Here is a 21,597-nt window from a genome sequence, read left to right on the forward strand (position 1 = left end):
AGTGTCGGCGGTCCTGACTGCCGGATGACAGATGTCATGGTCGCGAGGTGACAGGACGGCGTGAGACGAAGAGAGGGCACCTGCCTTTCGGCCGGGTGCCCTCTCCGGATCGTGCTCGGTCAGCTCGGGTTGGTCTCGATGACGGCGTCCCGCTTGCTCGTGCTCAGCAGGGCCTGCCGCAACGCCACGTAGACGTCCTGCGGGGTGACGGCGGTCTTCTTCCCGGTGGCCCGGGTGATCAGCACGCCGTCGAAGGTCTGCCCGTAGAGCTCCTTGAGCGCCTTCAGGTCGGGGCTGTCGACGAGCTTGCCGTTCACGGCCTTCACCCTGAGGAACTTCCACAGGGAGTTCTGCGGGCTGAGCGGGATGCTGTGCGCCGCGTCGGTCTGAACGGTGACGTTGGCGGACATCGCGGGCTGCGCGAACTCCTTCATCATCCGGTTGACCTCGGCGTTGGAGACCGTCGGCTCCCGGGTGACGGTGGGCAGCTGGACCGGCGCGGTCGTGCCCGTCTCCACCTGGGTGCGGTACGCCCGCTGGACCAGCCGGGTCGAGCCGTCGACCTCGATGCCCTTGCCCGGCTTGCCGTAGACGGCGACGGCCTTGCCGGACTCGAACTTGATGCCGCCCTCGGTCACCGACCCGGCGCCGCCCGAGATGCTCTCCAGGGCGACCTGGAGCTTCTCCTCGTCGACCGGCATCTGCGGCTCGACCACCCGGTGGTTGCCGAACAGCGAGCCGATCACGGACACGGGGTTGTAGTCGCTCGTCGCGGCCGCGCTGGCGGTGGCCTGGGTGTCGAACTGGAGCCCGGCCTGGTTCGGCTTGAGCGTCACCGACTTGCCCTCGACCGACAGCTTCAGCGGCTGGTTCACCCGGCTGCCGAAGGCGTCGTCGAGCTTCTTGACGGCGTCGTCGCGGGTGCCGCCGCCGATGTCGACGCCGAGCACGGTGGTGCCCTTGGGCACGTCGGAGCGGTTCATCAGCAGCCCGGCGCCGTAGGCGACACCGGCGACGACGATCACGGCGCCGCAGAGCAGGACGAGCTTGCTGCGGCCCTTCTTCTTGCCCTTGGGAGCGTCGGCGCTCGCCGCCGCGGCGCTCTGCGGGGCCGGCTCGGGCAGCCGCGGGGGCGTGTGCGCCTGCGGTCCGTTCCAGTCGGCCTCCGGCCGGAACGGCGAGTTGGGACCGGGCTGGATGACGGGCATGCCGCTGGTGACGGTGTGCCCGGAGACGTTGTCCGGCTGGGCGCCGTAACCGGGGGTGCCCGGCTCCGGGACGTGCTGCTGCGGGGTGAGGACCGCGGTGTCGTCGCTCAGGCCGCCGCCGGGGCGGGCCGTGTGCGCGCCGGGGGCGCCACCGGGGCGTCCCGCGCCCGCCGGGGGTCCCGCGGGCGCGCCGCCACCCGCGGGCCGCCGCAGCGATCCGTCGCCGGTGACGGGGCCGCTCGTCGGGCCCGTGGGGCCCTGCGGGCCGCCCGGCACTCCGGGGACGCCCGGACCGCCGAGGCCGCCGGAGCCGCTCGGGCCGCCCTGGCCGTCGCGCCCGCCCTGCCCGTCCTCGGGGAAGTACGCCAGGTCGTCAGGGCGCGGCTCGTCGCCACCGGGGCGGGGGCCGCCGGAGATCGGGCCCGCGGCGAGCGCCTCGGTGACGTCGAAGGATCCGGTGCCGCCGCCGTGGCCGGGGGCCACGGGGCCGCCGGTGGCCCCGGACAGCCCGGGGTTGCTGCTGGAGCCGGGACGGGAGCCGCCCGCGGCGCCGGGCATGTTCATGGCGCCGGTCACACCGCTGGGGCGGGCTCCGCCGGACGAGCCCGGTCCTGAGGAGCCGGCGCCCGAGGGCCGGGGGACAGCGGTTCCCGGACCGGAAGCGCCGGGGCCGGAACCGTTCGCCGCGGGCGCGGCGCCCGAACCCCCCGGCAGTCCCGCGCCGTTGGTGGAGCCGCCGCCCTGACCGCCTTTGCCCGCCTGGGGCTTGCGGGGCGCGAACCAGTCGCTGGTCGGCTTCTCCCCCGCCGGTGCCGCGGGCTCGGCCGGCGGCTCCGCGGGGGCCGTGGGCGCCGGGTCGGCCGACGGCGGAGCCTCGCCGTCGGCGTCCTCGGCGCCGCTCTCGGATCCGTCCGAGGAGACGGGCGTACGCATGACGACCGGCGGGATCGGCCGGGATCCGGGGATGTTGATCCGGATCCGGGTCGTCAGCGTGGTCTCGGTCTTGCGTTCCTCGGGCTGTGTGGCCGAACCGCCCGCGTCGGCTCGGTCGTCGGAGACCGCCGGGATTCCGTACGGCGGGGTCCCCGAGGGGTAGGCGGCTCCGCCGCGCCCGTTGGGCCCGGACGACGGAGTGTCAGTTTCACGACTCAAGGCAGGTTCTCCCGATTGGCTCCGCCGCCCGTTACGACCTCAGTGCGGGCGGCTCGGCGGCGCGCGCACCACCATACTGGCCGCTTCGGGCCGTTATCCCGGGACCGCTGGGTAAACCCCCACCGGACCCGCACCGGCACCACGGGAAGAAGTGGTACGTCACTTGCCAAGTCGGGCGTCGTCGTCGTGCCGTTGCCGTCCCGGCGCCAGGGTGGCACAGATCACAGCGACGGCCATGCCGCCGAGCAGGAAGAGATAGGAGCCGCTGTCGGCCGCGAAGAAGAAGTCCCCTTCGGGGCGGCTGGTGGTGAGGAACAGCACGGTGACGATCCAGCCGACCGCGCCCGCCGCGGCCCCGCCCCGGCTGCGCGCGGCCCGCGCCCCGCCCAGGAACAGCCCGGCCGCGCCCGCGAGCGCGAGCAGCAGCCCGCCGGGGAACCAGGCGGCCTGCACCAGCGCACCCGCGAGGGCGACCACCGCGCCGAGCAGGAAGAGCCCGAGATACGCGGCGGCCCGCCCGGCGGAGGGCGGCTTGAGGGGCTGCGTGAGCAGGGAGCCCCCTCCTCCTGAACTCATGACGTGCCACCTTCCTGGACGGCCCCCGCGAACAGATCGATCCCGGCGAACAGGTCGGTCTCCCGCTCCCCCTCCCCGGCGCCGGGTTCCCCGCGCACCAGCTCGTAGAACTCGGTACTGAAGACCGGCTGGGCAAGCTGGTTGGACAGGACGAAGTACGGCTCGGCCACCTCGATCTGGGTCGCGTGCGCGCGCATCGCGGCGGCCTTGGCGGCGGCGTACGCGCTGCCGTCGACCGCCGTGGTGACGTGCTCGTCGCCGACGACTCCGGGCACGTCGTCGATCGCGGCCGGCTCGTCGAACGGCAGTCCGGGCAGGTCCTCCTTCAGCCGCGCGAAGGCGGCCTCGGCGACCGGACGCGGGACGCGGTTCCAGTAGACCTTGGCGATCCGCCAGGGCTCGCCGAGGTCGGGGCGTACGGCGGGGTCGGCGGCCAGGTCGGCGGCGCGCATGGCGACGCGGTGGGCCTGGATGTGGTCGGGGTGGCCGTAGCCGCCGTTGTCGTCGTAGGTGACGAGGACCTGCGGGCGCACCTCGCGGATCACGGCGACGAGGTGCTCGGCGGCGGTGTCGAGGCCGGCCTGCCACAGGCAGTCCGGGTCGTCATTGTCGGCGAGCCCCATCATCCCGGAGTCCCGGTACCGACCGGCCCCGCCGAGCAGCCGGAAGTCCTCGACTCCGAGTTCCCGCATGGCCGCGGCCAGTTCCTGCCTCCGGTACGGCCCGAGCCCGGCCGTCCCCTCCAGATGCCGCAAGTCGTCCGGGATGACCTCGCCCCGCTCCCCGAGCGTGCAGGTCACCAGCGTCACGAGGGCGCCCTCGGCCGCGTAGCGCGCCATGGTCGCACCGTTGTTGATCGACTCGTCGTCCGGATGCGCGTGCACCAGCATCAGCCGCCGAGCGGCCCGTTCCGTCATGGGTCCAACCCTACGAGGGGCCGGGCCCCGCCCCCGGCGCGGGCCGCCGGAGCCGAGCCCGAGCCGAGCCCCCACGCACCTGTCATATGCCTGTCGTAACTTGGGGGCATGTCATCGCAGCCTCAGTACAGCGCTCCGATTCCCTCGGCCTCACCGGCACCCACGACCCCCGGACGTTCCGGCATCCTCCCGGTCGCCGCACTGGTGACGGGCCTCGTGGTCGGCGGGGGCGCCGTGGGCGCGGCGTGGGCGCTGAGCGGTGACGGCCCGGCCGCGTCGTCGACCGCGGCGGACGACGCGCGCGACGCGTGCCGCGCCCTCGGTGGATTCGACGAGTCCAAGTACGGCTCGAAGGGACCGGAGGGCGACATCGCGTTGAACCGGTTCGCCGCGGCCGTCGTGCTCTCGGCGTCGGCGGCCGCGGGCGACAAGCGGTACAAGCCGCTCGCCGAAGCCGTCCAGCGGGCGCAGACGCTCCACGCGCAGACCTTCGAGTTCGGCAAGGAAGTCCAGCAGGAACTGACGAAGGCACGGAACGCCTGCGGCGACCTCTAGTGCCGCGGCAGGCAACGTTTGCCCCGTCGCGACGCCCGGCACGCTCCCCCAAGCTCTTCGAGCAGGGGGGACCCCCTCTCGCCGCACCGGCCGAAAGCCCGAGTACGTCCAGTACGAGGACTTCCGGCCGGCACTCCCCCAAGCTCTTCGAGCAGGGGGGACCTCCAGAGCACGCACCGGACGCCGCTCCTTGACGGGCAAACGTCACCTGACGCGGCACTGGGCGTCCTCCTGGAGTTCGGTTCGGCAGTCGCGGCAGCGGCCGGGGTCGGGGGCGCGGAAAGCGCGGTCGCAGCCCTCGCAGGTCTGGAGCGGGTGCCGCGCGGGCGGCGGGGCGGCCGGGGCGCGGAACGGGAGCAGCGGTGGGAGCTGGACGGTGAGGCGGTGGGCCAGGACGGCGGCGGGGCGGCGTAGGCCCTCGGACGGGAGGTCGGCGGTCAGGGCGTGGCGTACGGCGGCCGGGCTCACCTCGCGCTCCAGCCAGGCCGCGACGCCGGGGGCCAGGTGGGCCGCGTCGCAGGCGGAGAGCAGGAGGCGGGAGTCGCGGCGGCGGAGGTCCGCGAGGAGGTCGGCGGCCGCCTTGAGGAGTGCGGGGGCGGCGTACGCCGGGCGGGGGACGGCGGGGAGCGGCTTCCCGGGCGCGCGCTTCTCCCGTGCCCTGCCCGTCTCGCGCGCCGCCCGCTGCTCGCACTTCCCCTGCTTCGGCGGTGCCGCCGCCGGACGGTCCGGTGCGTCGGGCGCGGCGTGGGGAGCGGTGTCGGACGCTTCGGCATGGTGGCGACCAGCCGCGGCCGGCTGGTTGCAGGAGACCGTGCGGGTGACGATACGGCCGCCGGGGGCACGTTCGCGGAGTCGGCGGAGGTAGCCGTGGGCCTCCAACTCCCGCAGGGCGGCGGCGATACGGGTGGCCCCCTCGGGGAAGCGTGCGGTGAGGGTCTTGATGTCGACGCGGGCGCCCTTCGGCAGCGACTGGAGGTGCACGGCGAGTCCGATCGCGAGCAGCGACAGCGCGCGGTGCTGGGCCAGGTGGTTGCCGATCACCGTGAAGCGAGTGGTGTGGCGGGTGTTGTCGTGGACCAGGCCGCCGGTGTGGTGGCCCCGGTTCGGGTGCTTGTCGTCCGCAATACGGGACTGGGCGTGCGGGCGCACGCTAGGGTTCTGGGTACCCATCGGGAAGCCATCTCTTCCTCGGTGGTCAGGCCCTCGCACTGGGATTGCCGTCCCGGCGGGGGCCGTCGCATGTCTGCGGTTGTTGTGCTGCGTTGCGCTGAGCGTAGGGCCGCCGGGGGCTGTGAAATCCAGCCGAGCCGGGGATGTTCACCCGCCCGAGTGAGCCTGGGCCACGGGCGGGAGGGGTGGGGCTTGGCAGGGTTCTTTCTCCCTCGTTCCTTTGCTTTCAGTCGCCGACGGCACCGGAACGCGTGGGCGCGGGTTCCGGTGCCGACAGGCTCAGTTCGGCCCAGATGGTCTTGCGCGGATAGCGCCCCTCGGCGACACCCCAGCGGTCGGCGAGGGCGTCCACGAGCAGCAGGCCGCGGCCCGACTCGGCATCCGCGTCCGGCTCTTGGAGCTTCGGGCGACGGTCACCGCGGGTGTCGGTGACTTCGATACGGAGGGTGCCGCCGACCACGTAGAGCGTGAGGCGGAAGCTGCGGCCGGGGAGCCGGGGCGAGGCGGGCGCCGCGCGGAGTGGAGGACAGGAGGACGCTGAAGTTGTGGATGCTGGCGTCGAGTTGGGCCGTGGCCTCGGCAATTTCCTGATTCACATCACTCAGCGTGGCCGACCAGCCTTACCGTGACAGGTAATCAAGCTGCTGCGTAGGGTCACTGTCCGCGGCTTGTCCGGTGCGACGACTGGGCACTCGCCGTAGTAGCCACCGCGGGGCGGCAGTTGAGGCTGCGGAGGGAAGCGGCGGGGCGCGGGCGGTTGAGCTTCAGCTCTACGATCCACTTCATGTCCACGGCTTGTTGCAAACCCCCGGAAGCGCACGCGCTCTCCTGATGATGCGACGCCCCGCCTGCTCGGCGGAAGAGGTGGAGCGGTTCATCGCCGCACGCCTGGCCCGCAAAGCGATCTTCGAGCGCGACCCGGCACCTGAACTCAGCTTCGTACTGGAGGAGTGGACGCTTCGGCGCCCACTGGGCGGGAGGGCGGTCCTGCGCGGGCAGCTTGAGCACTTGCTTGAGGCGGGGCAGTTGCCCAATGTCGAGCTCCAGATCATGCCAGTGGAACGCGAAGAGCATGCTGGAGTGGACGGCGGGATCGAGGTGCTGAAGTTCGAGGACGGCTCAGCAGTCGGCCGTTCTCCAGTGGTGGCCAACGGCCGACCGGTCTCCGAGCCGAGGCAGCTCCGTATTCTGGAACTCCGGTATGGCATCATCCGGGCGCAGGCCCTCACGCCTCGCGAGTCGGCTGCGTTCATCGAGCAACTGCTGGGGGAGACATGATCCGCAACACCTCGTCCGGGGACGCCTCCGACCTGGCGTGGTTCAAGAGCAGCTACAGCAGCGGCAGCGAGGGTGACTCCTGGGTGGAGATCGCCACCGAGCCCAGCACGGTTCACGTCCGCGACTCGAAGTACGTCGCGGGCCCCCGGCTCACGATGGCGCCGGGGGCCTGGGCCCGCTTCGTGTCGTACGCTTCCGAGGACTGACGGCGGGCATGGTCCGTCGGCGCTAGAACTTGAAGCTGCCGATCATCCCCGCGATATTCGTGGTGAGTTCGCTGATCGTGGGGGCGACCGTGGACGACGCCAGGTAGAAGCCCAGAAGCATGCACACGATCGCGTGACCCGCCTTGAGGCCCGACTTCTTGATCAACAAGAAGACGATGATCACCAGCAGCAGCACCGCCGAAATCGAGAGTGCCACGGCGGCTCACCTCCAAAGTTCCCGGGACGCGGGGGGTGTCGGGGGGTATCGGGGGTCGTCGGACTATGGGGGCAGATAAATCCACACAGGAGCAGCAGGTTCATACCCACTATGCGCGAACGATCATAACTATCCGCACGCGCGCATCGGTCGGCGCACGGCCGCACAAGGGGGCGCATGGCCAATATGGTCATGGCATGACGACCGAGCCTGTCTCCTTCCCCCGACGGCACGCGCGCACCCAGCGGTTCACGCTGGGCGCGCCGCGCGCGTTCACCGTGGCTCCCGACGCCTCCCGGGTCGCGTTCCTGCGCTCCGGATCGGGCACCGACCGGGCCAACTCCCTTTGGGTACTCGACCTTGACAGTGGTGCGGAGCGCGTCGCCGCCGACCCGCACGCCCTCCTCGGCGGCGCCGGTGAACACCTCTCGCCCGAGGAGCGGGCGCGCCGCGAACGCAGTCGCGAGGGTGGCGCGGGCATCATCGGCTACGCCACCGACACCGCCGCGGAGTTGGCGTCTTTTGCCTTGTCAGGGCGGCTTTTCACGGCCGGGCTGCGGACCGGTACGGCACGCGAACTGCCCGCCCCCGGGCCGGTGATCGACCCCCGCCCGTCCCCCGACAGACGGCATGTCGCCTATGTCACCGCCGGCACCGTGCGGGTGGTGGGTGCCGAGGGCGACGGTGACCGCGCACTCGCCGAACCGGAGTCCGAGGGCGTCGTCTACGGCCTCGCGGAGTTCATCGCGGCCGAGGAGATGCACCGTTCGCGCGGCTTCTGGTGGGCGCCGGAGTCGGACCGGCTGCTCGTGGCGCGCGTGGACGACACGCCGGTACGACGGTGGTGGATCTCCGATCCGGCGCATCCCGAGCGGGAGCCCAGCCGCGTCCCGTACCCGGCCGCCGGTACCCCCAACGCGGACGTACAGTTGTTCGTGTTCGGCCTGGACGGGGCCCGCACGGAGGTCCTCTGGGACCGGTCCCGGTACCCGTATCTGGCCCATGTGCACTGGTCAGCGGCGGGAGCGCCTCTTCTCCTCGTGCAGGCGCGCGACCAGCGCAGCCAGCTGTACCTAGCCGTGGATCCGGAGTCCGGGGCGACCCGTATGGTGCACGCGGACGAAGATCCAGATTGGCTTGATCTTTTCCCCGGGGTGCCGTGCTGGTCCCCTTCCGGGCAGCTGGTGCGGGTCGCCGACGAGGGGGGCGCGCGGGTGCTCGCGGTCGGCGAACGGCCGCTCACCGGCGCCCAGTTGCATGTGCGGGCCGTGCTGGACGTGTCGGACGACGACGTGCTGGTCTCCGCCTCGGCCGGCGAGGAGGCGGCCGCCCCGGAGACCGGGGAGGTGCACGTCTACCGCGTCAACGAACTCGGGGTGGAGCGCGTGAGCCAGGAGCCCGGTGTGCACACCGCGGTGCGTGCCGGGGGCGTGGCCGTCCTCGTCTCCGCCACGCTCGACCGGCCGGGCGCCCGGGTGCGGGTGGTGCGTGAGGGCCGGACGGTCGCCACCATCCGCTCGCACGCCGAAGATCCCGGTTTGACCCCGCGCGTGACCCTCACCCAGGGGGGCGCACGCCAAATCCCGTGCGCCGTGCTTATGCCTGCGGACTACCCCCGTGACACTGCCGCCTCCGCTCCCCTGCCCGTCCTCCTCGACCCCTACGGCGGCCCGCACGGCTCCCGCGTGGTGGCCGCGCACAACGCGCACCTCACCTCGCAGTGGTTCGCCGACCAGGGCTTCGCGGTGGTCGTCGCCGACGGCCGCGGCACCCCGGGCCGCTCCCCCGTCTGGGAGAAGGCCGTCCACGACGACTTCACGGTCACCCTCGACGACCAGATCGACGCCTTGCGGGACCTTGCCAAGACGTATCCGCTCGACCTCGACCGGGTGGCGATCCGCGGCTGGTCCTACGGCGGCTACCTGGCCGCCCTGGCCGTGCTGCGCCGCCCGGACGTCTTCCACGCGGGCGTCGCGGGCGCCCCGGTCACCGACTGGCGCCTGTACGACACCCACTACACCGAGCGGTACCTGGGCGACCCGGGCCGGGCTCCGGAGGTGTACGCCCGCAGCTCCCTGGTCACCGACGACGGGCTGTCCTCGCCCGCCGAGCCGCACCGGCCGCTAATGATCGTGCACGGCCTGGCCGACGACAACGTGGTGGTCGCGCACGCCCTGCGGCTGTCCTCCGCCCTGCTCGCCGCCGGGCGACCGCACGAGGTGCTGCCGCTGTCCGGGGTCACCCACATGACTCCGCAGGAGCAGGTCGCCGAGAACCTGCTCCTGCTCCAGGTGGACTTCCTCAAGCGTTCCCTGGGGCTCGCCTGAGCACGGGCCGGGGCGGCACACGGCACGCCGCCCCGGCCCCCGTCCCACGGTGCTCCGGTCACGGTGCCCTGGTGCCGCTGCCCTGTCCGTCGGTGTCCCGCTCCTTCGGCGGCACCACCTGGAGTTCCGCCGCGTAGTGGCACGCCGAGGGGTGCACCGCAGGCCCGGTGTCGTGCTGGAACTCCTCGGGCACCGCCAGCTCCGGCACCTCGAGCGTGCAGCGCTCCCGCGCCTTCCAGCATCGGGTGCGGAAGCGGCAGCCGGAGGGGATGTTCGTCGGGGACGGCACGTCCCCCGAGAGGATGATCCGCTCCCGGCGCTCCCGGGCCCCGGGGTCCGGCACGGGCACGGCGGACAGCAGCGCCTGGGTGTAGGGGTGCGTCGGGTGGTCGTAGATCTGCTCGTCGGTACCGATCTCGACGATCCGCCCGAGGTACATGACCCCCACCCGGTCGGAGATGTGCCGCACGATCGACAGGTCGTGCGCGATGAAGACGTAGGACAGGTCGAACTCGTCCTGCAGCCGCTCCATCAGGTTGATCACCTGGGCCTGCACCGAGACGTCGAGCGCGGAGACCGGCTCGTCGGCGACGATGATCTCGGGACGCAGGGCCAGCCCCCGTGCGATCCCGATGCGCTGGCGCTGGCCGCCGGAGAACTGGTGCGGATAGCGGTTGACGTACTCCGGGTTGAGGCCGACGACGTCCAGCAGTTCCTGGACCCTTCTCCTGCGGTCACCCCTGGGCGCCACCTCGGGGTGGATCTCGTACGGCTCGCCGATGATGTCGCCCACCGTCATACGGGGGTTGAGCGAGGTGTACGGGTCCTGGAACACCATCTGGATGTTGCGGCGCACCGCCTTCAGCGCCCGGCCGGACAGCCGTGTGATGTCCTCGCCCCGGTAGCGGATCTCGCCCGCCGTGGGCCGCTCCAGGTTGCACAGCAGCTTGGCCACGGTGGACTTGCCGCAGCCGGACTCGCCCACGATGCCGAGCGTTTCGCCCCGGCCCAGGGTGAAGTCGACCCCGTCGACCGCCTTGACCGCCCCGACCTGCCTCCTGAACAGGACGCCCCGGGTGAGCGGGTAGTGCTTGACGAGCCCGCTGACCTCCAGGATCGGCTCGGCCGCTTGCTCAGCCGTCTGCTCTGCCATCCAGGCACTCCCTCCAGAAGTGGCAGGCGCTCGCGCGGCTTTCGGAGACCTCGTACAGGGGCGGTACGTCCGTCCGGCACACGTCCCGGGCCATGGGGCAGCGCGGGTGGAAGGCGCAACCGGACGGGATCGCCTGGAGGTTGGGCGGCAGGCCCTTGATGGCGTAGAGCTCCCGGCCCTTGTGGCTCAGGCGCGGGATCGAGTCCAGCAGGCCCCTGGTGTACGGGTGGGCGGGCGCCTTGTAGATGTCGTGCACCGGCGCCGACTCGACGATCCGGCCCGCGTACATCACCGCGATCCGGTCGGCGACGTCGGCGACCACGCCCAGGTCGTGGGTGATCAGCACGAGCCCCATGCGGTACTCGCGCCGGAGTTCGGCGAGCAGGTCCATCACCTGGGCCTGGACGGTGACGTCGAGGGCGGTGGTCGGCTCGTCGGCGATGATGAGGGCGGGCTCCAGGGCCAGCGCCATGGCGATCATGACGCGCTGGCGCATACCGCCGGAGAACTGGTGCGGATAGTCGCGCACGCGCTGCCGTGCGGCCGGGATGCGCACCCGGTCCATCAGCTCCACGGCCCTGGTGCGCGCCTCCTTGCGGGACATGCCCCGGTGCACCGTGAACATCTCGCCGAGCTGGTCGCCGACGGTCAGCACGGGGTTCAGCGCGGACAGCGCGTCCTGGAAGATCATCGCCATCTCGGCGCCCCGGATCCGCCGCCGATCCTCCTCCCTCAGCTTCAGCAGGTCCCGGCCGGCGAAGAGGATCTGCCCGCCGCCGATCCGGCCGGGCGGCACGTCGAGGATGCCCATGACCGCCTGCGCGGTCACGGACTTGCCGGAGCCCGACTCGCCGAGCACGGCGAGCGTCTCCCCGGCGTCCACCGCGAAGCTGACCCCGTTGACGGCGTGGACGACCCCGTCCCGGGTCCGGAACTCCACGTGCAGATCGCGGACTTCGAGCAGCAAGGCGCCGTCACCTCAGCTTCGGGTCGAGGGCGTCGCGCACCGCGTCGCCGAGCATGATGAAGGCCAGGACCGTGATCGCCAGCGCCCCGGCGGGCCACAGCAGCGCGTGCGGGGCGTTGCGGACGTAGGGCGAGGCGGCGGAGATGTCGATGCCCCAGGAGACGCTGGGCGGTTTCAGCCCGACGCCGAGGTAGGACAGGGTGGCCTCGAGGGCGATGTACGTGCCGAGCGCGATGGTGGCGACGACGATGACCGGGGCGACGGCGTTGGGCGCGATGTGCCGCAGCAGGATGCGGGAGTGGGAGGCGCCCAGGGCGCGGGCGGCCTGGACGTAGTCGAGCTGCTTGGCGGTGATGACCGAGCCGCGCGCGATCCGGTAGATCTGCGGCCAGCCGAGCAGCACGATGAACCCGACGACCGGCCAGACGGTGCTGCTCGGGACGACGGACAGCAGGACGAGGCCGCCGAGGACGACGGGGATGGCGAAGAAGACATCGGTGATCCGGGACAGCACGGCGTCGCCGGCGCCGCCGAAGAACCCGGCGAGGGCGCCCAGCACCGAGCCGAAGAGCGCCACCCCGAGCGTGGCGCACACGCCGACCGTGACGGACGCGCGGGCCCCGTAGACGGTGCGGGTGTAGACGTCGCAGCCCTGGCCGTCGAAGCCGAAGGGGTGGCCGGGGGCGGGACCGTCCTGGGCCCTGGGCAGGTCGCAGCTGAGCGGATTGCCCGAGGCGATCAGGGACGGGCGGATCGCGATGACGACCAGGAAGCAGATCACCAGCGCGGAGAGCAGGAAGACGGGGTCGCGGCGCAGGTCGCGCCAGGCGTCGGACCACAGGGAGCGGGCCCGTCCGCCGGGCGGTCCCTCCGGCCCGCCCGGCACCCGCTCCAGCGTCGTCGCCTCGCTCGCCGCGAGGTCCATCGCGCCGCCCATGCCGGTTCCGGCGATGGCGCGCTCGGGCTCCTGCGACTGCTCAGGCATAGCGGATCCTCGGGTCGAGTACGGCGTACAGCAGGTCCACGAGCAGGTTGGCGGCCAGGAAGACCAGGACGAGGACCGTCACGAAGCCGACGACGGTCTGGGTGTTCTGCCGCAGGATGCCCTGGTAGAGCTGGTAGCCGACGCCGTGGATGTTGAAGATGCGCTCGGTGACGATGGCGCCGCCCATCAGCGCGCCGATGTCGGTGCCGATGAAGGTGACCACGGGGATGAGGGAGTTGCGCAGCAGGTGCCGCACCACGACCCGGCGCCGGGGCAGTCCCTTGGCGACAGCGGTGCGCACGTAGTCCGCGCGCCGGTTCTCGGCGATGGAGGTACGGGTCAGCCGGGTGACGTAGGCGAGGGAGACGGAGGCGAGGACCAGGCCGGGCACGATCAGCTCGCCGAAGGCCGCCGCCGGGGACACCGAGGGTTTGATCCAGCCCCAGTGGACGCCGAACAGCAGTTGCAGCAACAGGCCGGTGACGAAGGTGGGGACGGAGATGACGACGAGGGTGAGGACGAGGACCGAGGTGTCCACGGGCCGGCCGCGGCGCAGCCCGGTCAGCACGCCCAGGGTGATGCCGACGACGATCTCGAAGAGGATCGCGACGACGGTCAGCCGGATGGTGACGGGGAACGCCGACGCCATCAGCTCCGTGACGGGCTGCCCGTTGAACGCGGTGCCGAAGTCGCCGGTGAAGACGTTGCCCATGTAGGTCGCGTACTGCTGCCACAGCGGCTTGTCGAGGCCGAACTCCCGCCTGAGCTGGGCCGCGGTCGCGGTGTCGCAGGCGCGCTCCCCGCACAGTCCGGCGATGGGATCGCCCATCACGTTCACCATCAGGAAGATCAGCAGGGTGGCCCCGAAGAACACCGGGATCATCTGGAGCAGCCGTCTGGCGACATGGCGTCCCATGCGGATCAGCCGACCCTGATCTCGTCGTAGACCGGGACGCTGAACGGGTTGAGCGCCACGTCGTGCAGCCGGCCGGTGTAGCCGGCGCTGCCGTTCTGGTACCACAGCGGGATGGCGGCCATGGTGTCGCGTACGACGCCCTCGGCCTGCTGGAAGAGCCTGATCGCCCTGGGTCTGTCGGACTCGGCGTTGGCCTGGTCGACGAGGTGGTCGAACCGCTTGTCGGACCACTTGCCGTCGTTGGAGGAGGCGTTCGTGTAGTACAGCGGTTGCAGGAAGTTCTGGATCAACGGGTAGTCCATCTGCCAGCCGGCCCGGAAGGGCCCGGTCATCCGGTGCTGCCCGATCTGGTTGCGGAAGTCGGCGAAGGTGCCGACCGGGTTGCCGACGCACGCCTTGTCGTTGCCGAGCACGTTGTTGATGGAGTTGCACACGGCGTCCACCCACTGCTTGTGCGAGCCCGAGTCCGCGTTGTACGTGATCCTCACCTGGCCACCGGGGAGTCCGCCGGCCTCCTGGATCAGCTTCCTGGCCGCCGCGGGGTCGTATTCGCAGGCGTGGCCGCACAGGCCCGGCTTGTAGCCGCCGTCCGTGCCGAGGACCGGGGAGGTCCAGTCGGTGGCCGGAGTGCGGGTGCCCCGGAAGATGGTCTCGGTGATCTGCTTGCGGTTGACGGCCATGGACAGGCCCGTACGGACCTTCTGCGCCCCACTGGTGTTCCATTTCCTGTCGTAGAACGGGAAGGCCAGGGTCTGCAGGATGCCGGCCGGGCTGTTGATGTAGCGGCCGGCCAGGTCGGTGCGCACGTTCTTGAGCTGGCTGGCGGGGATGTCGTCGACGAGGTCGAGGTTGCCGGCCAGCACGTCGGTGTAGGCGGTGTTGCTGTCGGTGTAGACCACCAGGGTCACGCCGTCGTTGCGGGCCTTGTCGGGACCGGGGTAGCCGTTCCACTTCCGCAGGGTCATCTGCGCGCCCTTGGTGTACGACTCGATGGTGTACGGGCCGTTGCCGACCGGCTTGTCCAGCCAGGCGGCGTGGTGGGTGAAGAAGGTGCGGGGCAGCGGGGCGAAGGCGGCGTAGCCGAGGGTGTCGGGGAACGTGGAGAACTTCTGGTCGAGGGTGACGGTGAAGGTGCGCGGACCGGTGACCCTCAGCCCGGAGAGGGTGTCGGCGCTCTGCCGGCCGCTTACGGGGTGGACCTTGTCGTAGCCCTCGATGTAGCCGAAGAAGTACGCGTTCTTCTGGTTGTTCTTCAGGCTCGCGCCGTAGTTCCAGGCGTCGACGAAGGATCTGGCGGTGACCGGTTCGCCGTTGCTGAACCTCCAGCCGTCCTTGACGGTGATGGTGAAATGCCGCGAGTCGGTGGTGTCGACGCTCTCGGCGAGCATGTTCTCGGCCTTGGCGGTCTTCGGGTCGTACCGCTTCAGCCCGCGGAAGATCATGTCGAGGACCTTGCCGCCCTGCACCTCGTTGGTGTTGGCCGGCTCCAGCGGGTTCTGCGGGTCGCCCCAGGACGCGGTCAGCGCGTCGGCGCCGGCACCGGCTCCCCCACCCCCGCAGGCGGCGAGCACGAGCACGGCGCCCATCGCCCCCGCGGCCCACCTGGCGCGCGCGACTCCACGCATGGGTGCCTCCTCGGGATGCGGTGACCTGAGACATATCAGCACACAAGCCGCATGCCTGAGGGTCGCCGCACCGATGGCGGTGTCACTCCACGCGGACGCGCCAACGCCGCCGCGCGCCCCCGTCAGCCCTCCAGCTCGACCTCGGAGGCCACCAGTTCCACCTCGAAGCCGTCGTCGTCGGCGAGGTAGCCCGCATAGTGGTCGGGGCCGCCGGCGTGCGGGTAGCGGTCGGCGAAGAGCGGCGACCAGCCGTGTGCCGGCGCCTGACTCATCAGCGCGTCGAGCCGCGCCGCGGGGCCCGCGTGGAAGGCGAGGTGGTTGAGGCCGGGGCGCTTCCGGTCGTGTGCGCCGTCGTCCCGCATCGCCGGTGACTGCTCGACCACCAGGTACGTGGGTCCCAGCCGCCAGCTGCGGCCGTGCTCCCACTCCTGGTAGGGGCTGTACCCGAGGCTGGTCAGCAGCCAGCCCCAGGAGCGGATCGCCCGGGGCAGGTCCGGGACCCAGAGTTCGACGTGGTGCAGCATTCGCCCGTCCTCTCATCCGTGGGGAAAAACGCCGGTTCCCGGCGCCTGGAAAGGCGCCGGGAACCGGGGATGTGCCGTGTGAGGGTCACGCCGCGCCGACGACGTCCTTCTCCTCGGCGAAGTGGCAGGCCGACTCGTGGGCCGCCAGGGAGTCCGAGTTCTTGAAACGCTCGGGCACGGCGAGCAGCGGGACCTCCTCGGCGCACTTGTCCTGGGCCTTCCAGCAGCGGGTGCGGAAACGGCAGCCCGACGGCGGGTTGGCCGGGGACGGCACGTCGCCGGTGAGGATGATCCGCTCGCGGTGCTCGCGGGCCTCCGGGTCCGGCACCGGGACCGCCGACAGCAGCGCCTGCGTGTAGGGGTGCGTCGGGTGGTCGTAGATCTGCTCGTCGGTGCCGATCTCGGCCATCTTGCCGAGGTACATCACGCCCACGCGGTCCGAGATGTGCCGGACGATCGACAGGTCGTGCGCGATGAAGACGTAGGAGAGGTTGAACTCGTCCTGCAGCCGCTCCATCAGGTTGATGACCTGCGCCTGGACGGACACGTCCAGCGCCGAGACCGGCTCGTCGCAGATGATGACCTCGGGGTTGAGCGCGAGGCCGCGGGCGATGCCGATGCGCTGGCGCTGACCGCCGGAGAACTGGTGCGGGTAGCGGTTGATGTACTCCGGGTTGAGGCCGACGACGTCCAGCAGCTCCTGCACCTTGCGGCGCCGGTCGCCCTTGGGGGCGGCCTCGGGGTGGATGTCGAAGGGCTCGCCGATGATGTCGCCCACCGTCATACGCGGGTTGAGCGAGGTGTACGGGTCCTGGAACACCATCTGGATGTTCCGGCGCACCGCCTTCAGCGCACGCCCGGACAGCCGGGTGATGTCCTGGCCCTTGTAGAAGATCTCGCCGGCGGTCGCCTGCTCCAGGTTCATCAGCAGCTTGGCGACGGTGGACTTGCCGCAGCCGGACTCGCCCACGATGCCGAGGGTCTCGCCCTGGTACAGGTCGAAGGAGATCCCGTCGACCGCCTTGACCGCGCCGACCTTCGTCTTGAACAGGATGCCCTGGGTCAGCGGGAAGTGCTTGACCAGGTTGCGGACCTGGAGGATCGGCTCGCCGCGCTCGACGTGCGCGCCGAGTGCCGCGACCGCCTCCTCCTCGGAGGCCGCCTGGACGGTCTCCACCTCGGAGACGTTCGGCGTGGCGTCGTCCTTCGGCTCGTCGTCCTTCGCGAGCTTCGTGGGCTCAGCCATGGATCGTCTCCTTCCAGAAGTGGCACGCCGCGGCACGGCCCGCCAATTCACCGCCGTCCTGCTCGGTGACCGGCAGCAGGTCCGGGATCTGCTCGCGGCAGATGTCCTGGGCCTTGGGGCAGCGCGGGTTGAACGCGCAACCACTCGGAACGCGGAGCAGGTTGGGCGGCAGACCCTTGATCGCGTACAGCTCCCGGCCCTTCTGGTCCAGGCGCGGGATCGAGTCCAGCAGACCCCTGGTGTACGGGTGTGCCGGGCGCTTGTACAGCTCGCCGACCGGCGCCTGCTCCACGATCCGGCCCGCGTACATCACGGCGATCTTGTCCGCGACGTCGGCGACGACGCCGAGGTCGTGGGTGATCAGGATCAGACCCATGTTGTACTCGCTCTGGAGCTCCGCGAGCAGGTCCATGACCTGGGCCTGGACCGTCACGTCGAGGGCCGTGGTCGGCTCGTCGGCGATGATCAGGTCCGGCTCCAGGGCCAGCGCCATGGCGATCATGATGCGCTGGCGCATACCGCCCGAGAACTGGTGCGGGTAGTCGTTCACGCGGGCCGCGGCGGCCGGGATCTTCACCCGGTCCATCAGCTCGATCGCCTTGGCCTTGGCGTCCTTCTTGGACAGGCCCTGGTGCACCCGGAACATCTCGCCGAGCTGGTAGCCGACGGTCAGCACCGGGTTCAGCGAGCTGAGCGCGTCCTGGAAGATCATGGCGATCCGACGGCCGCGGATCTTGCGGCGGTCCTCGGCGGACATCGCGAGCATGTCCTGGCCCCGGAAGAGGATCTCGCCCTGCGGGATCTTCGCCGGGGGCATGTCCAGGATGCCCATGATGGCCTGCGCGGTCACCGACTTGCCGGAGCCCGACTCACCGAGCACGGCGAGCGTCTCGCCCGCCGCCACGCTGTAGTTGACGCCGTTGACGGCCCGGACGACACCCTCACGGGTGTGGAACTCGACGTGCAGGTCGCGCACTTCGAGCAGTGGTGCGCCATCCGCCCCGCCCTCGCGGGGCGAGGGCACGGGTACGGCTTCTTCGATGGTGGTCACGTACGCCTCCCTCAGCGCGTCTTCGGGTCGAGGGCGTTACGGACCGCTTCACCGAGCATGATGAACGCCAACACCGTGATGATGAGCATGATCGACGGGTACAGCATGATGTGCTGCGCCACGCGGATCTGGTTTCCGCCGTCGGAGATGTCGTTGCCCCACGACACACCGTTCAGGCCGAGGCCCAGGTACGACAGGGTCGCCTCGGCGACGATGTAGATGCCGAGCGAGATGGTGGCGACGACGATCACCGGGGCCATCGTGTTCGGCAGGATGTGCCGGAACATGATGCGCGGGGTGCCCGCGCCCAGGGCCTTGGCCGCCTGCACGTAGTCGGACTGCTTGGTGGTGATCACCGCGCCGCGCATCACGCGCGCAATCTGCGTCCAACCGAAGAAGCTCAGCGCGCCGATGACGACCCAGGTCGTGCGGGCCTGGAACGAGTTGAGCACGACCATCGTGCCGAGCATGAAGGGGATGCCGAAGAACACGTCGGTCAGCCGGGAGACCACCGAGTCGACGATCCCACCGAAGTAGCCGGCGATCATGCCCATCAGGCCGCCCACGACCGTCACCACGATCGTGGTGCCGAAGCCGACCGCCACCGACGCCCGCGTGCCGTAGATGACACGGGCGTAGACGCTGCGGCCCTGCTGGTCGTAGCCCAGCCAGTCCGGGCCGAAGATGTGGCCCAGGTTCGGCTTCTGGAGGAAGTGCTTGGACAGGTCGCCCGTGGTCGGGTCGACGCCGGTGAACAGCCCGGGGAAGAAGGTGATCATCAGCAGCAGGACGATCAGCACCGCCGAGACGATGAAGATCCAGCTGCGGCGCAGGTCCTGCCAGGCGTCGCCCCACAGGCTGCGGGCCTTGTCCGACTTCTGCTCGGGCGGCGTCACCGCGGCCGCGGCGCCGGTGGCGTCCGCGACACCGGCCTGGACATCGGTCTGGGTCACGTCAGGCATAGCGAATCCTCGGGTCAAGGACCGCGTAGAGCAGGTCGACGAACAGGTTGGCGAGGAGGTACACGAGCACCAGGATGGTCACGAGACCGACGAGGGTGGTGCCCTCGCGGCGCACGATCGACTGGTAGATCGTGCCACCGATGCCCTGGATGTTGAACAGGCCCTCGGTGACGACGGCACCGCCCATCAGGGCACCGATGTCGGCGCCGAGGTAGGTGACCACCGGGATCAGCGAGTTGCGCATGAGGTGGACCCCCACCACACGGCGCTTGGGCAGACCCTTGGCGATGGCCGTGCGGATGTAGTCGGCGCGCAGGTTCTCGGCGATCGAGGTACGGGTGAGCCGGGTCACATAGGCGAGTGACGCGGTCGCCAGCACAATGGCCGGCATCAACAACTCGTTGATGTTGGTGTCGTCGTTGACGTTCGGCGGCAGCCAGCCCAGGTTGAACGCGAAGACAACCTTGAGGATGTAGCCGAGGACGAACACCGGCACCGAGATCAGCAGCAGCGTGACCAGCAGAATGACGGTGTCCGCGGCACGCCCGGCACGCAGGCCCGCCAGGATGCCCAGGGCGATGCCCAGGACCACCTCGATCGCGAAGGCCAGTCCGGCCAGGCGCATGGTGACCGGGAACGCGTCGCCGAGCACGTCCGTGACGGGACGCCCGCTCGAGATCTGGGTGCCGAAGTCGGCGTGCAGGATCATGTCCCGCATGTAGTGCCAGTACTGCACCAGGATCGGCTGGTCCAGGCCGTACTCATGTCTCAGTGCGGCGATCACCTGGGGGCTTCCGCCCTTGTCACCGAACAGCCCTCGCACGGGGTCACCGGGCAGGGCGTAGACCATGAGGAAGATCAGCAGAGTTGTCCCGATGAACACCGGGATCATCTGGAGCAGTCGTCGTGCGACGTAGCGCCCCATCGTGCCTCCATGTCAGTCACAGCGGCAGCCGACGAGGCCCTTTCCGCACGCACCGGTGAACGGTACGTGCGGAAAGGGCCCCCCAGCCGCTGCCGTTCCCCGGGGTGCGGGCGCTCCGCACCCCGGGACGAACGGGCTGTTTGTCGTTACTTCTTGACCTGAACGCCGGTCAGGACCGGGTCGCCCTGCTGGTCGTACTCGACTCCGGACACCTTCTCCGAGTAGCCGGCGTTGACCTTGTAGTACCAGAGCGGGATGGTCGGCATGTAGTTGACCAGGTTCTTCTCGAGCTCCTGGTACTTCTTCTCCGACTCCTCCAGGGAGCTCGCGCTGTCGGCAGCGGCGATCTCCTTGTCGAGCGTCTTGTTGGAGAAGCCACCCTGGTTGCCGTCCGAGTGGGTACCGAACAGGTCGCGCAGGAAGTTGGCGTTGAACGGGTAGTCCAGCACCCAGCCCGAACGGTACAGCGACTTGACCTGCTTGTTGTCGCGCGCGTTCAGGTCGGCCTGGAAGTCGGGCTTGGAGTCGCCCGTGCACTTCACACCGGTGGCGTTGGTGATGGAGTTGCAGACCGCCTCCACCCACTCCTTGTGGCCGCCGTCCGCGGCGTTGTACTGGATGGAGATGGCGTTGCCCGGAACGCCACCGCCCTCCTTGATGAGCGCCTTGGCCTTGGCCGGGTCGTACTTGGTGACGTCGCCGGCGGCGTTCGGCTGGTAGCCGAGGACACCCTTGGCGACCCAGCCGGTGGCGGGCTCACGCGTGCCCTGGAGCACGGTCTTAGTGATGGTGTCGCGGTCGATCGCCATCGACAGGCCCTGGATGACCTTGGGGTCGATGTTCTTCCACTGCTTGGTGTAGTAGGCGACACCGAGGGTCTGGATCGCCGAGTACGCCTGGTCCACCGCGCGGTCGCCAAGGTCCTGCTTGTAGACCGGCAGGTCCTTCGGCGCGATCTGACGGAGCACGTCGACGTTGCCGGACTTCAGGTCCTCGTAGGCCGTCTCGAGGTTGCTGTAGTTCTTGAAGACCACACCGCCGTTCTTGGCGGCGTTCGGGCCCTTGTAGTCGTCGTACTTGGCAACCTCGATCTGCTTCTTGTGCTGCCAGCTGACGAACTTGTACGGGCCGTTGCCGATCGGGTGCTCGCCCGCGGCCTGCGGGTCCTTGTAGAAGGACTCCGGCAGCGGGTCGAAGACCTCGTAGCCGAGCTTGTACACGTAGTACGGGATCGGCTTGCTCAGCGTGATCGTGAAGGTGCTGTCGTCCACGATCTTCAGACCGGACATCTTGTCGGCCTTGGGCTTGCCCTTGGCCGGGGCGACGTCGTCGTAGCCCTTGATGTCGGAGAACCAGAAGCTGTTGGTCTGCTTGTTCGCCGGGTTCGCCGCCCAGTTCCAGGCGTTCACGTAGGACGCCGCGGTCACCGGGGTGCCGTCGTGGAACTTCCAGCCGGGCTTCAGCTTGACCGTGAAGGTCTTGTTGTCCTTGGAGTCGATCGACTCGGCATTGACGTAGACGGTCTTGCCGCTCTGGTCGTAGTCGACGAGCCCGGAGAAGAGCGATCTGATGACAATGCTGCCGTTGGACTCCATGGTGTTCGCCGGCTGCAGCGGGTTCTGCGGCTCACCCACCTC

General features: G+C 70.3%; 19 protein-coding genes and 2 pseudogenes. 4 read left to right on the forward strand and 17 right to left on the reverse strand.

Annotated elements, in window-relative coordinates:
- Positions 1-119: 119 nt before the first annotated feature.
- The 3 genes from ACTYVM_RS15265 to mshB form a co-directional block, all read right to left on the reverse strand.
- Positions 120-2,360 (reverse strand): hypothetical protein, encoded by a 2,241-nt coding sequence (locus ACTYVM_RS15265; RefSeq protein ID WP_445526472.1) that lies wholly within the window; start codon positions 2,358-2,360, stop codon positions 120-122.
- Between the two features lie 159 nt (positions 2,361-2,519).
- The gene (locus ACTYVM_RS15270) at positions 2,520-2,936 is read right to left on the reverse strand and encodes a DUF6113 family protein (RefSeq protein ID WP_445526473.1); all 417 of its coding nucleotides are present in this window, start codon (positions 2,934-2,936) and stop codon (positions 2,520-2,522) included.
- The gene (mshB, locus tag ACTYVM_RS15275) at positions 2,933-3,853 is read right to left on the reverse strand and encodes an N-acetyl-1-D-myo-inositol-2-amino-2-deoxy-alpha-D-glucopyranoside deacetylase (RefSeq protein WP_445526474.1); all 921 of its coding nucleotides are present in this window, start codon (positions 3,851-3,853) and stop codon (positions 2,933-2,935) included. The genes ACTYVM_RS15270 and mshB overlap by 4 nt, the downstream gene beginning before the upstream one ends.
- Before the next feature lie 108 nt (positions 3,854-3,961).
- On the opposite strand from mshB, the gene ACTYVM_RS15280 reads away from it, so the two are divergent.
- Complete coding sequence (locus ACTYVM_RS15280; protein ID WP_445526475.1) at positions 3,962-4,408, forward strand: hypothetical protein; 447 nt, start codon at positions 3,962-3,964, stop codon at positions 4,406-4,408.
- A 204-nt stretch (positions 4,409-4,612) separates the two neighbouring features.
- Here the strand turns inward: ACTYVM_RS15280 and ACTYVM_RS15285 are convergent, their stop codons facing one another.
- Positions 4,613-5,578 carry a helix-turn-helix domain-containing protein gene (locus ACTYVM_RS15285; protein ID WP_445526476.1) on the reverse strand — a complete coding sequence of 322 codons (966 nt, stop codon included), beginning with the start codon at positions 5,576-5,578 and terminating at the stop codon, positions 4,613-4,615.
- A 226-nt stretch (positions 5,579-5,804) separates the two neighbouring features.
- Positions 5,805-6,129: pseudogene (locus ACTYVM_RS15290) on the reverse strand (ATP-binding protein).
- Between the two features lie 196 nt (positions 6,130-6,325).
- On the opposite strand from ACTYVM_RS15290, the pseudogene ACTYVM_RS15295 reads away from it, so the two are divergent.
- Both ACTYVM_RS15295 and ACTYVM_RS15300 read left to right on the forward strand, forming a co-directional pair.
- A pseudogene (locus ACTYVM_RS15295) lies at positions 6,326-6,856 on the forward strand (DUF5753 domain-containing protein); the annotation flags it as partial.
- On the forward strand, positions 6,853-7,062 hold the full coding sequence (locus ACTYVM_RS15300; RefSeq protein WP_445526477.1) for a DUF397 domain-containing protein: 210 nt from the start codon (positions 6,853-6,855) through the stop codon (positions 7,060-7,062). The pseudogene ACTYVM_RS15295 and the gene ACTYVM_RS15300, both read left to right, overlap by 4 nt.
- A 22-nt stretch (positions 7,063-7,084) precedes the next feature.
- On the opposite strand, the gene ACTYVM_RS15305 is transcribed toward ACTYVM_RS15300, so the two are convergent.
- Entirely contained in the window at positions 7,085-7,279 is a 195-nt protein-coding gene (locus ACTYVM_RS15305; RefSeq protein ID WP_358728925.1) for a hypothetical protein, read from the reverse strand.
- A gap of 197 nt (positions 7,280-7,476) precedes the next feature.
- On the opposite strand from ACTYVM_RS15305, the gene ACTYVM_RS15310 reads away from it, so the two are divergent.
- The gene (locus ACTYVM_RS15310; RefSeq protein WP_445526478.1) at positions 7,477-9,606 is read left to right on the forward strand and encodes a S9 family peptidase; all 2,130 of its coding nucleotides are present in this window, start codon (positions 7,477-7,479) and stop codon (positions 9,604-9,606) included.
- Positions 9,607-9,664: 58 nt separating this feature from the next.
- Here ACTYVM_RS15310 and ACTYVM_RS15315 read toward each other — a convergent pair whose 3' ends face one another.
- The 11 genes from ACTYVM_RS15315 to ACTYVM_RS15365 form a co-directional block, all read right to left on the reverse strand.
- Positions 9,665-10,759, reverse strand: coding sequence for an ABC transporter ATP-binding protein (locus ACTYVM_RS15315; RefSeq protein WP_445526479.1), 1,095 nt, complete (start codon positions 10,757-10,759; stop codon positions 9,665-9,667).
- Positions 10,740-11,726 carry an ABC transporter ATP-binding protein gene (locus ACTYVM_RS15320; RefSeq protein ID WP_445526480.1) on the reverse strand — a complete coding sequence of 329 codons (987 nt, stop codon included), beginning with the start codon at positions 11,724-11,726 and terminating at the stop codon, positions 10,740-10,742. Before ACTYVM_RS15320 ends, ACTYVM_RS15315 begins: the two co-directional genes overlap by 20 nt.
- Before the next feature lie 7 nt (positions 11,727-11,733).
- Positions 11,734-12,711, reverse strand: coding sequence for an ABC transporter permease (locus ACTYVM_RS15325; protein ID WP_445526481.1), 978 nt, complete (start codon positions 12,709-12,711; stop codon positions 11,734-11,736).
- On the reverse strand, positions 12,704-13,627 hold the full coding sequence (locus tag ACTYVM_RS15330) for an ABC transporter permease (RefSeq protein ID WP_400028941.1): 924 nt from the start codon (positions 13,625-13,627) through the stop codon (positions 12,704-12,706). The genes ACTYVM_RS15325 and ACTYVM_RS15330 overlap by 8 nt, the downstream gene beginning before the upstream one ends.
- Before the next feature lie 5 nt (positions 13,628-13,632).
- Positions 13,633-15,252, reverse strand: coding sequence for a peptide ABC transporter substrate-binding protein (locus tag ACTYVM_RS15335; protein WP_445526482.1), 1,620 nt, complete (start codon positions 15,250-15,252; stop codon positions 13,633-13,635).
- Between the two features lie 122 nt (positions 15,253-15,374).
- Entirely contained in the window at positions 15,375-15,776 is a 402-nt protein-coding gene (locus ACTYVM_RS15340; protein ID WP_445526483.1) for a VOC family protein, read from the reverse strand.
- An 85-nt stretch (positions 15,777-15,861) separates the two neighbouring features.
- Positions 15,862-17,022 carry an ABC transporter ATP-binding protein gene (locus tag ACTYVM_RS15345; RefSeq protein ID WP_445526484.1) on the reverse strand — a complete coding sequence of 387 codons (1,161 nt, stop codon included), beginning with the start codon at positions 17,020-17,022 and terminating at the stop codon, positions 15,862-15,864.
- Positions 17,015-18,073 carry an ABC transporter ATP-binding protein gene (locus ACTYVM_RS15350; RefSeq protein WP_445526485.1) on the reverse strand — a complete coding sequence of 353 codons (1,059 nt, stop codon included), beginning with the start codon at positions 18,071-18,073 and terminating at the stop codon, positions 17,015-17,017. Before ACTYVM_RS15350 ends, ACTYVM_RS15345 begins: the two co-directional genes overlap by 8 nt.
- 11 nt (positions 18,074-18,084) lie before the next feature.
- Entirely contained in the window at positions 18,085-19,035 is a 951-nt protein-coding gene (locus ACTYVM_RS15355) for an ABC transporter permease (protein ID WP_445526486.1), read from the reverse strand.
- The gene (locus ACTYVM_RS15360) at positions 19,028-19,960 is read right to left on the reverse strand and encodes an ABC transporter permease (RefSeq protein ID WP_445526487.1); all 933 of its coding nucleotides are present in this window, start codon (positions 19,958-19,960) and stop codon (positions 19,028-19,030) included. Before ACTYVM_RS15360 ends, ACTYVM_RS15355 begins: the two co-directional genes overlap by 8 nt.
- A gap of 146 nt (positions 19,961-20,106) precedes the next feature.
- A partial coding sequence (locus ACTYVM_RS15365) for a peptide ABC transporter substrate-binding protein (RefSeq protein ID WP_445526488.1) occupies positions 20,107-21,597 on the reverse strand: 1,491 nt, incomplete at its 5' end.

The sequence above is a fragment of the Streptomyces cyslabdanicus genome (assembly GCF_052663305.1).

Bases quoted from the DNA above. Each gene is read 5' to 3' on its own strand.
- ACTYVM_RS15270 (WP_445526473.1), bottom strand. From the start codon at position 2,936: ATGAGTTCAGGAGGAGGGGGCTCCCTGCTCACGCAGCCCCTCAAGCCG.
- mshB (WP_445526474.1), bottom strand. From the start codon at position 3,853: ATGACGGAACGGGCCGCTCGGCGGCTGATGCTGGTGCACGCGCATCCG.
- ACTYVM_RS15280 (WP_445526475.1), top strand. From the start codon at position 3,962: ATGTCATCGCAGCCTCAGTACAGCGCTCCGATTCCCTCGGCCTCACCG.
- ACTYVM_RS15285 (WP_445526476.1), bottom strand. From the start codon at position 5,578: ATGGGTACCCAGAACCCTAGCGTGCGCCCGCACGCCCAGTCCCGTATT.
- ACTYVM_RS15300 (WP_445526477.1), top strand. From the start codon at position 6,853: ATGATCCGCAACACCTCGTCCGGGGACGCCTCCGACCTGGCGTGGTTC.
- ACTYVM_RS15310 (WP_445526478.1), top strand. From the start codon at position 7,477: ATGACGACCGAGCCTGTCTCCTTCCCCCGACGGCACGCGCGCACCCAG.
- ACTYVM_RS15315 (WP_445526479.1), bottom strand. From the start codon at position 10,759: ATGGCAGAGCAGACGGCTGAGCAAGCGGCCGAGCCGATCCTGGAGGTC.
- ACTYVM_RS15325 (WP_445526481.1), bottom strand. From the start codon at position 12,711: ATGCCTGAGCAGTCGCAGGAGCCCGAGCGCGCCATCGCCGGAACCGGC.
- ACTYVM_RS15330 (WP_400028941.1), bottom strand. From the start codon at position 13,627: ATGGGACGCCATGTCGCCAGACGGCTGCTCCAGATGATCCCGGTGTTC.
- ACTYVM_RS15335 (WP_445526482.1), bottom strand. From the start codon at position 15,252: ATGCGTGGAGTCGCGCGCGCCAGGTGGGCCGCGGGGGCGATGGGCGCC.
- ACTYVM_RS15340 (WP_445526483.1), bottom strand. From the start codon at position 15,776: ATGCTGCACCACGTCGAACTCTGGGTCCCGGACCTGCCCCGGGCGATC.
- ACTYVM_RS15345 (WP_445526484.1), bottom strand. From the start codon at position 17,022: ATGGCTGAGCCCACGAAGCTCGCGAAGGACGACGAGCCGAAGGACGAC.
- ACTYVM_RS15355 (WP_445526486.1), bottom strand. From the start codon at position 19,035: ATGCCTGACGTGACCCAGACCGATGTCCAGGCCGGTGTCGCGGACGCC.
- ACTYVM_RS15360 (WP_445526487.1), bottom strand. From the start codon at position 19,960: ATGGGGCGCTACGTCGCACGACGACTGCTCCAGATGATCCCGGTGTTC.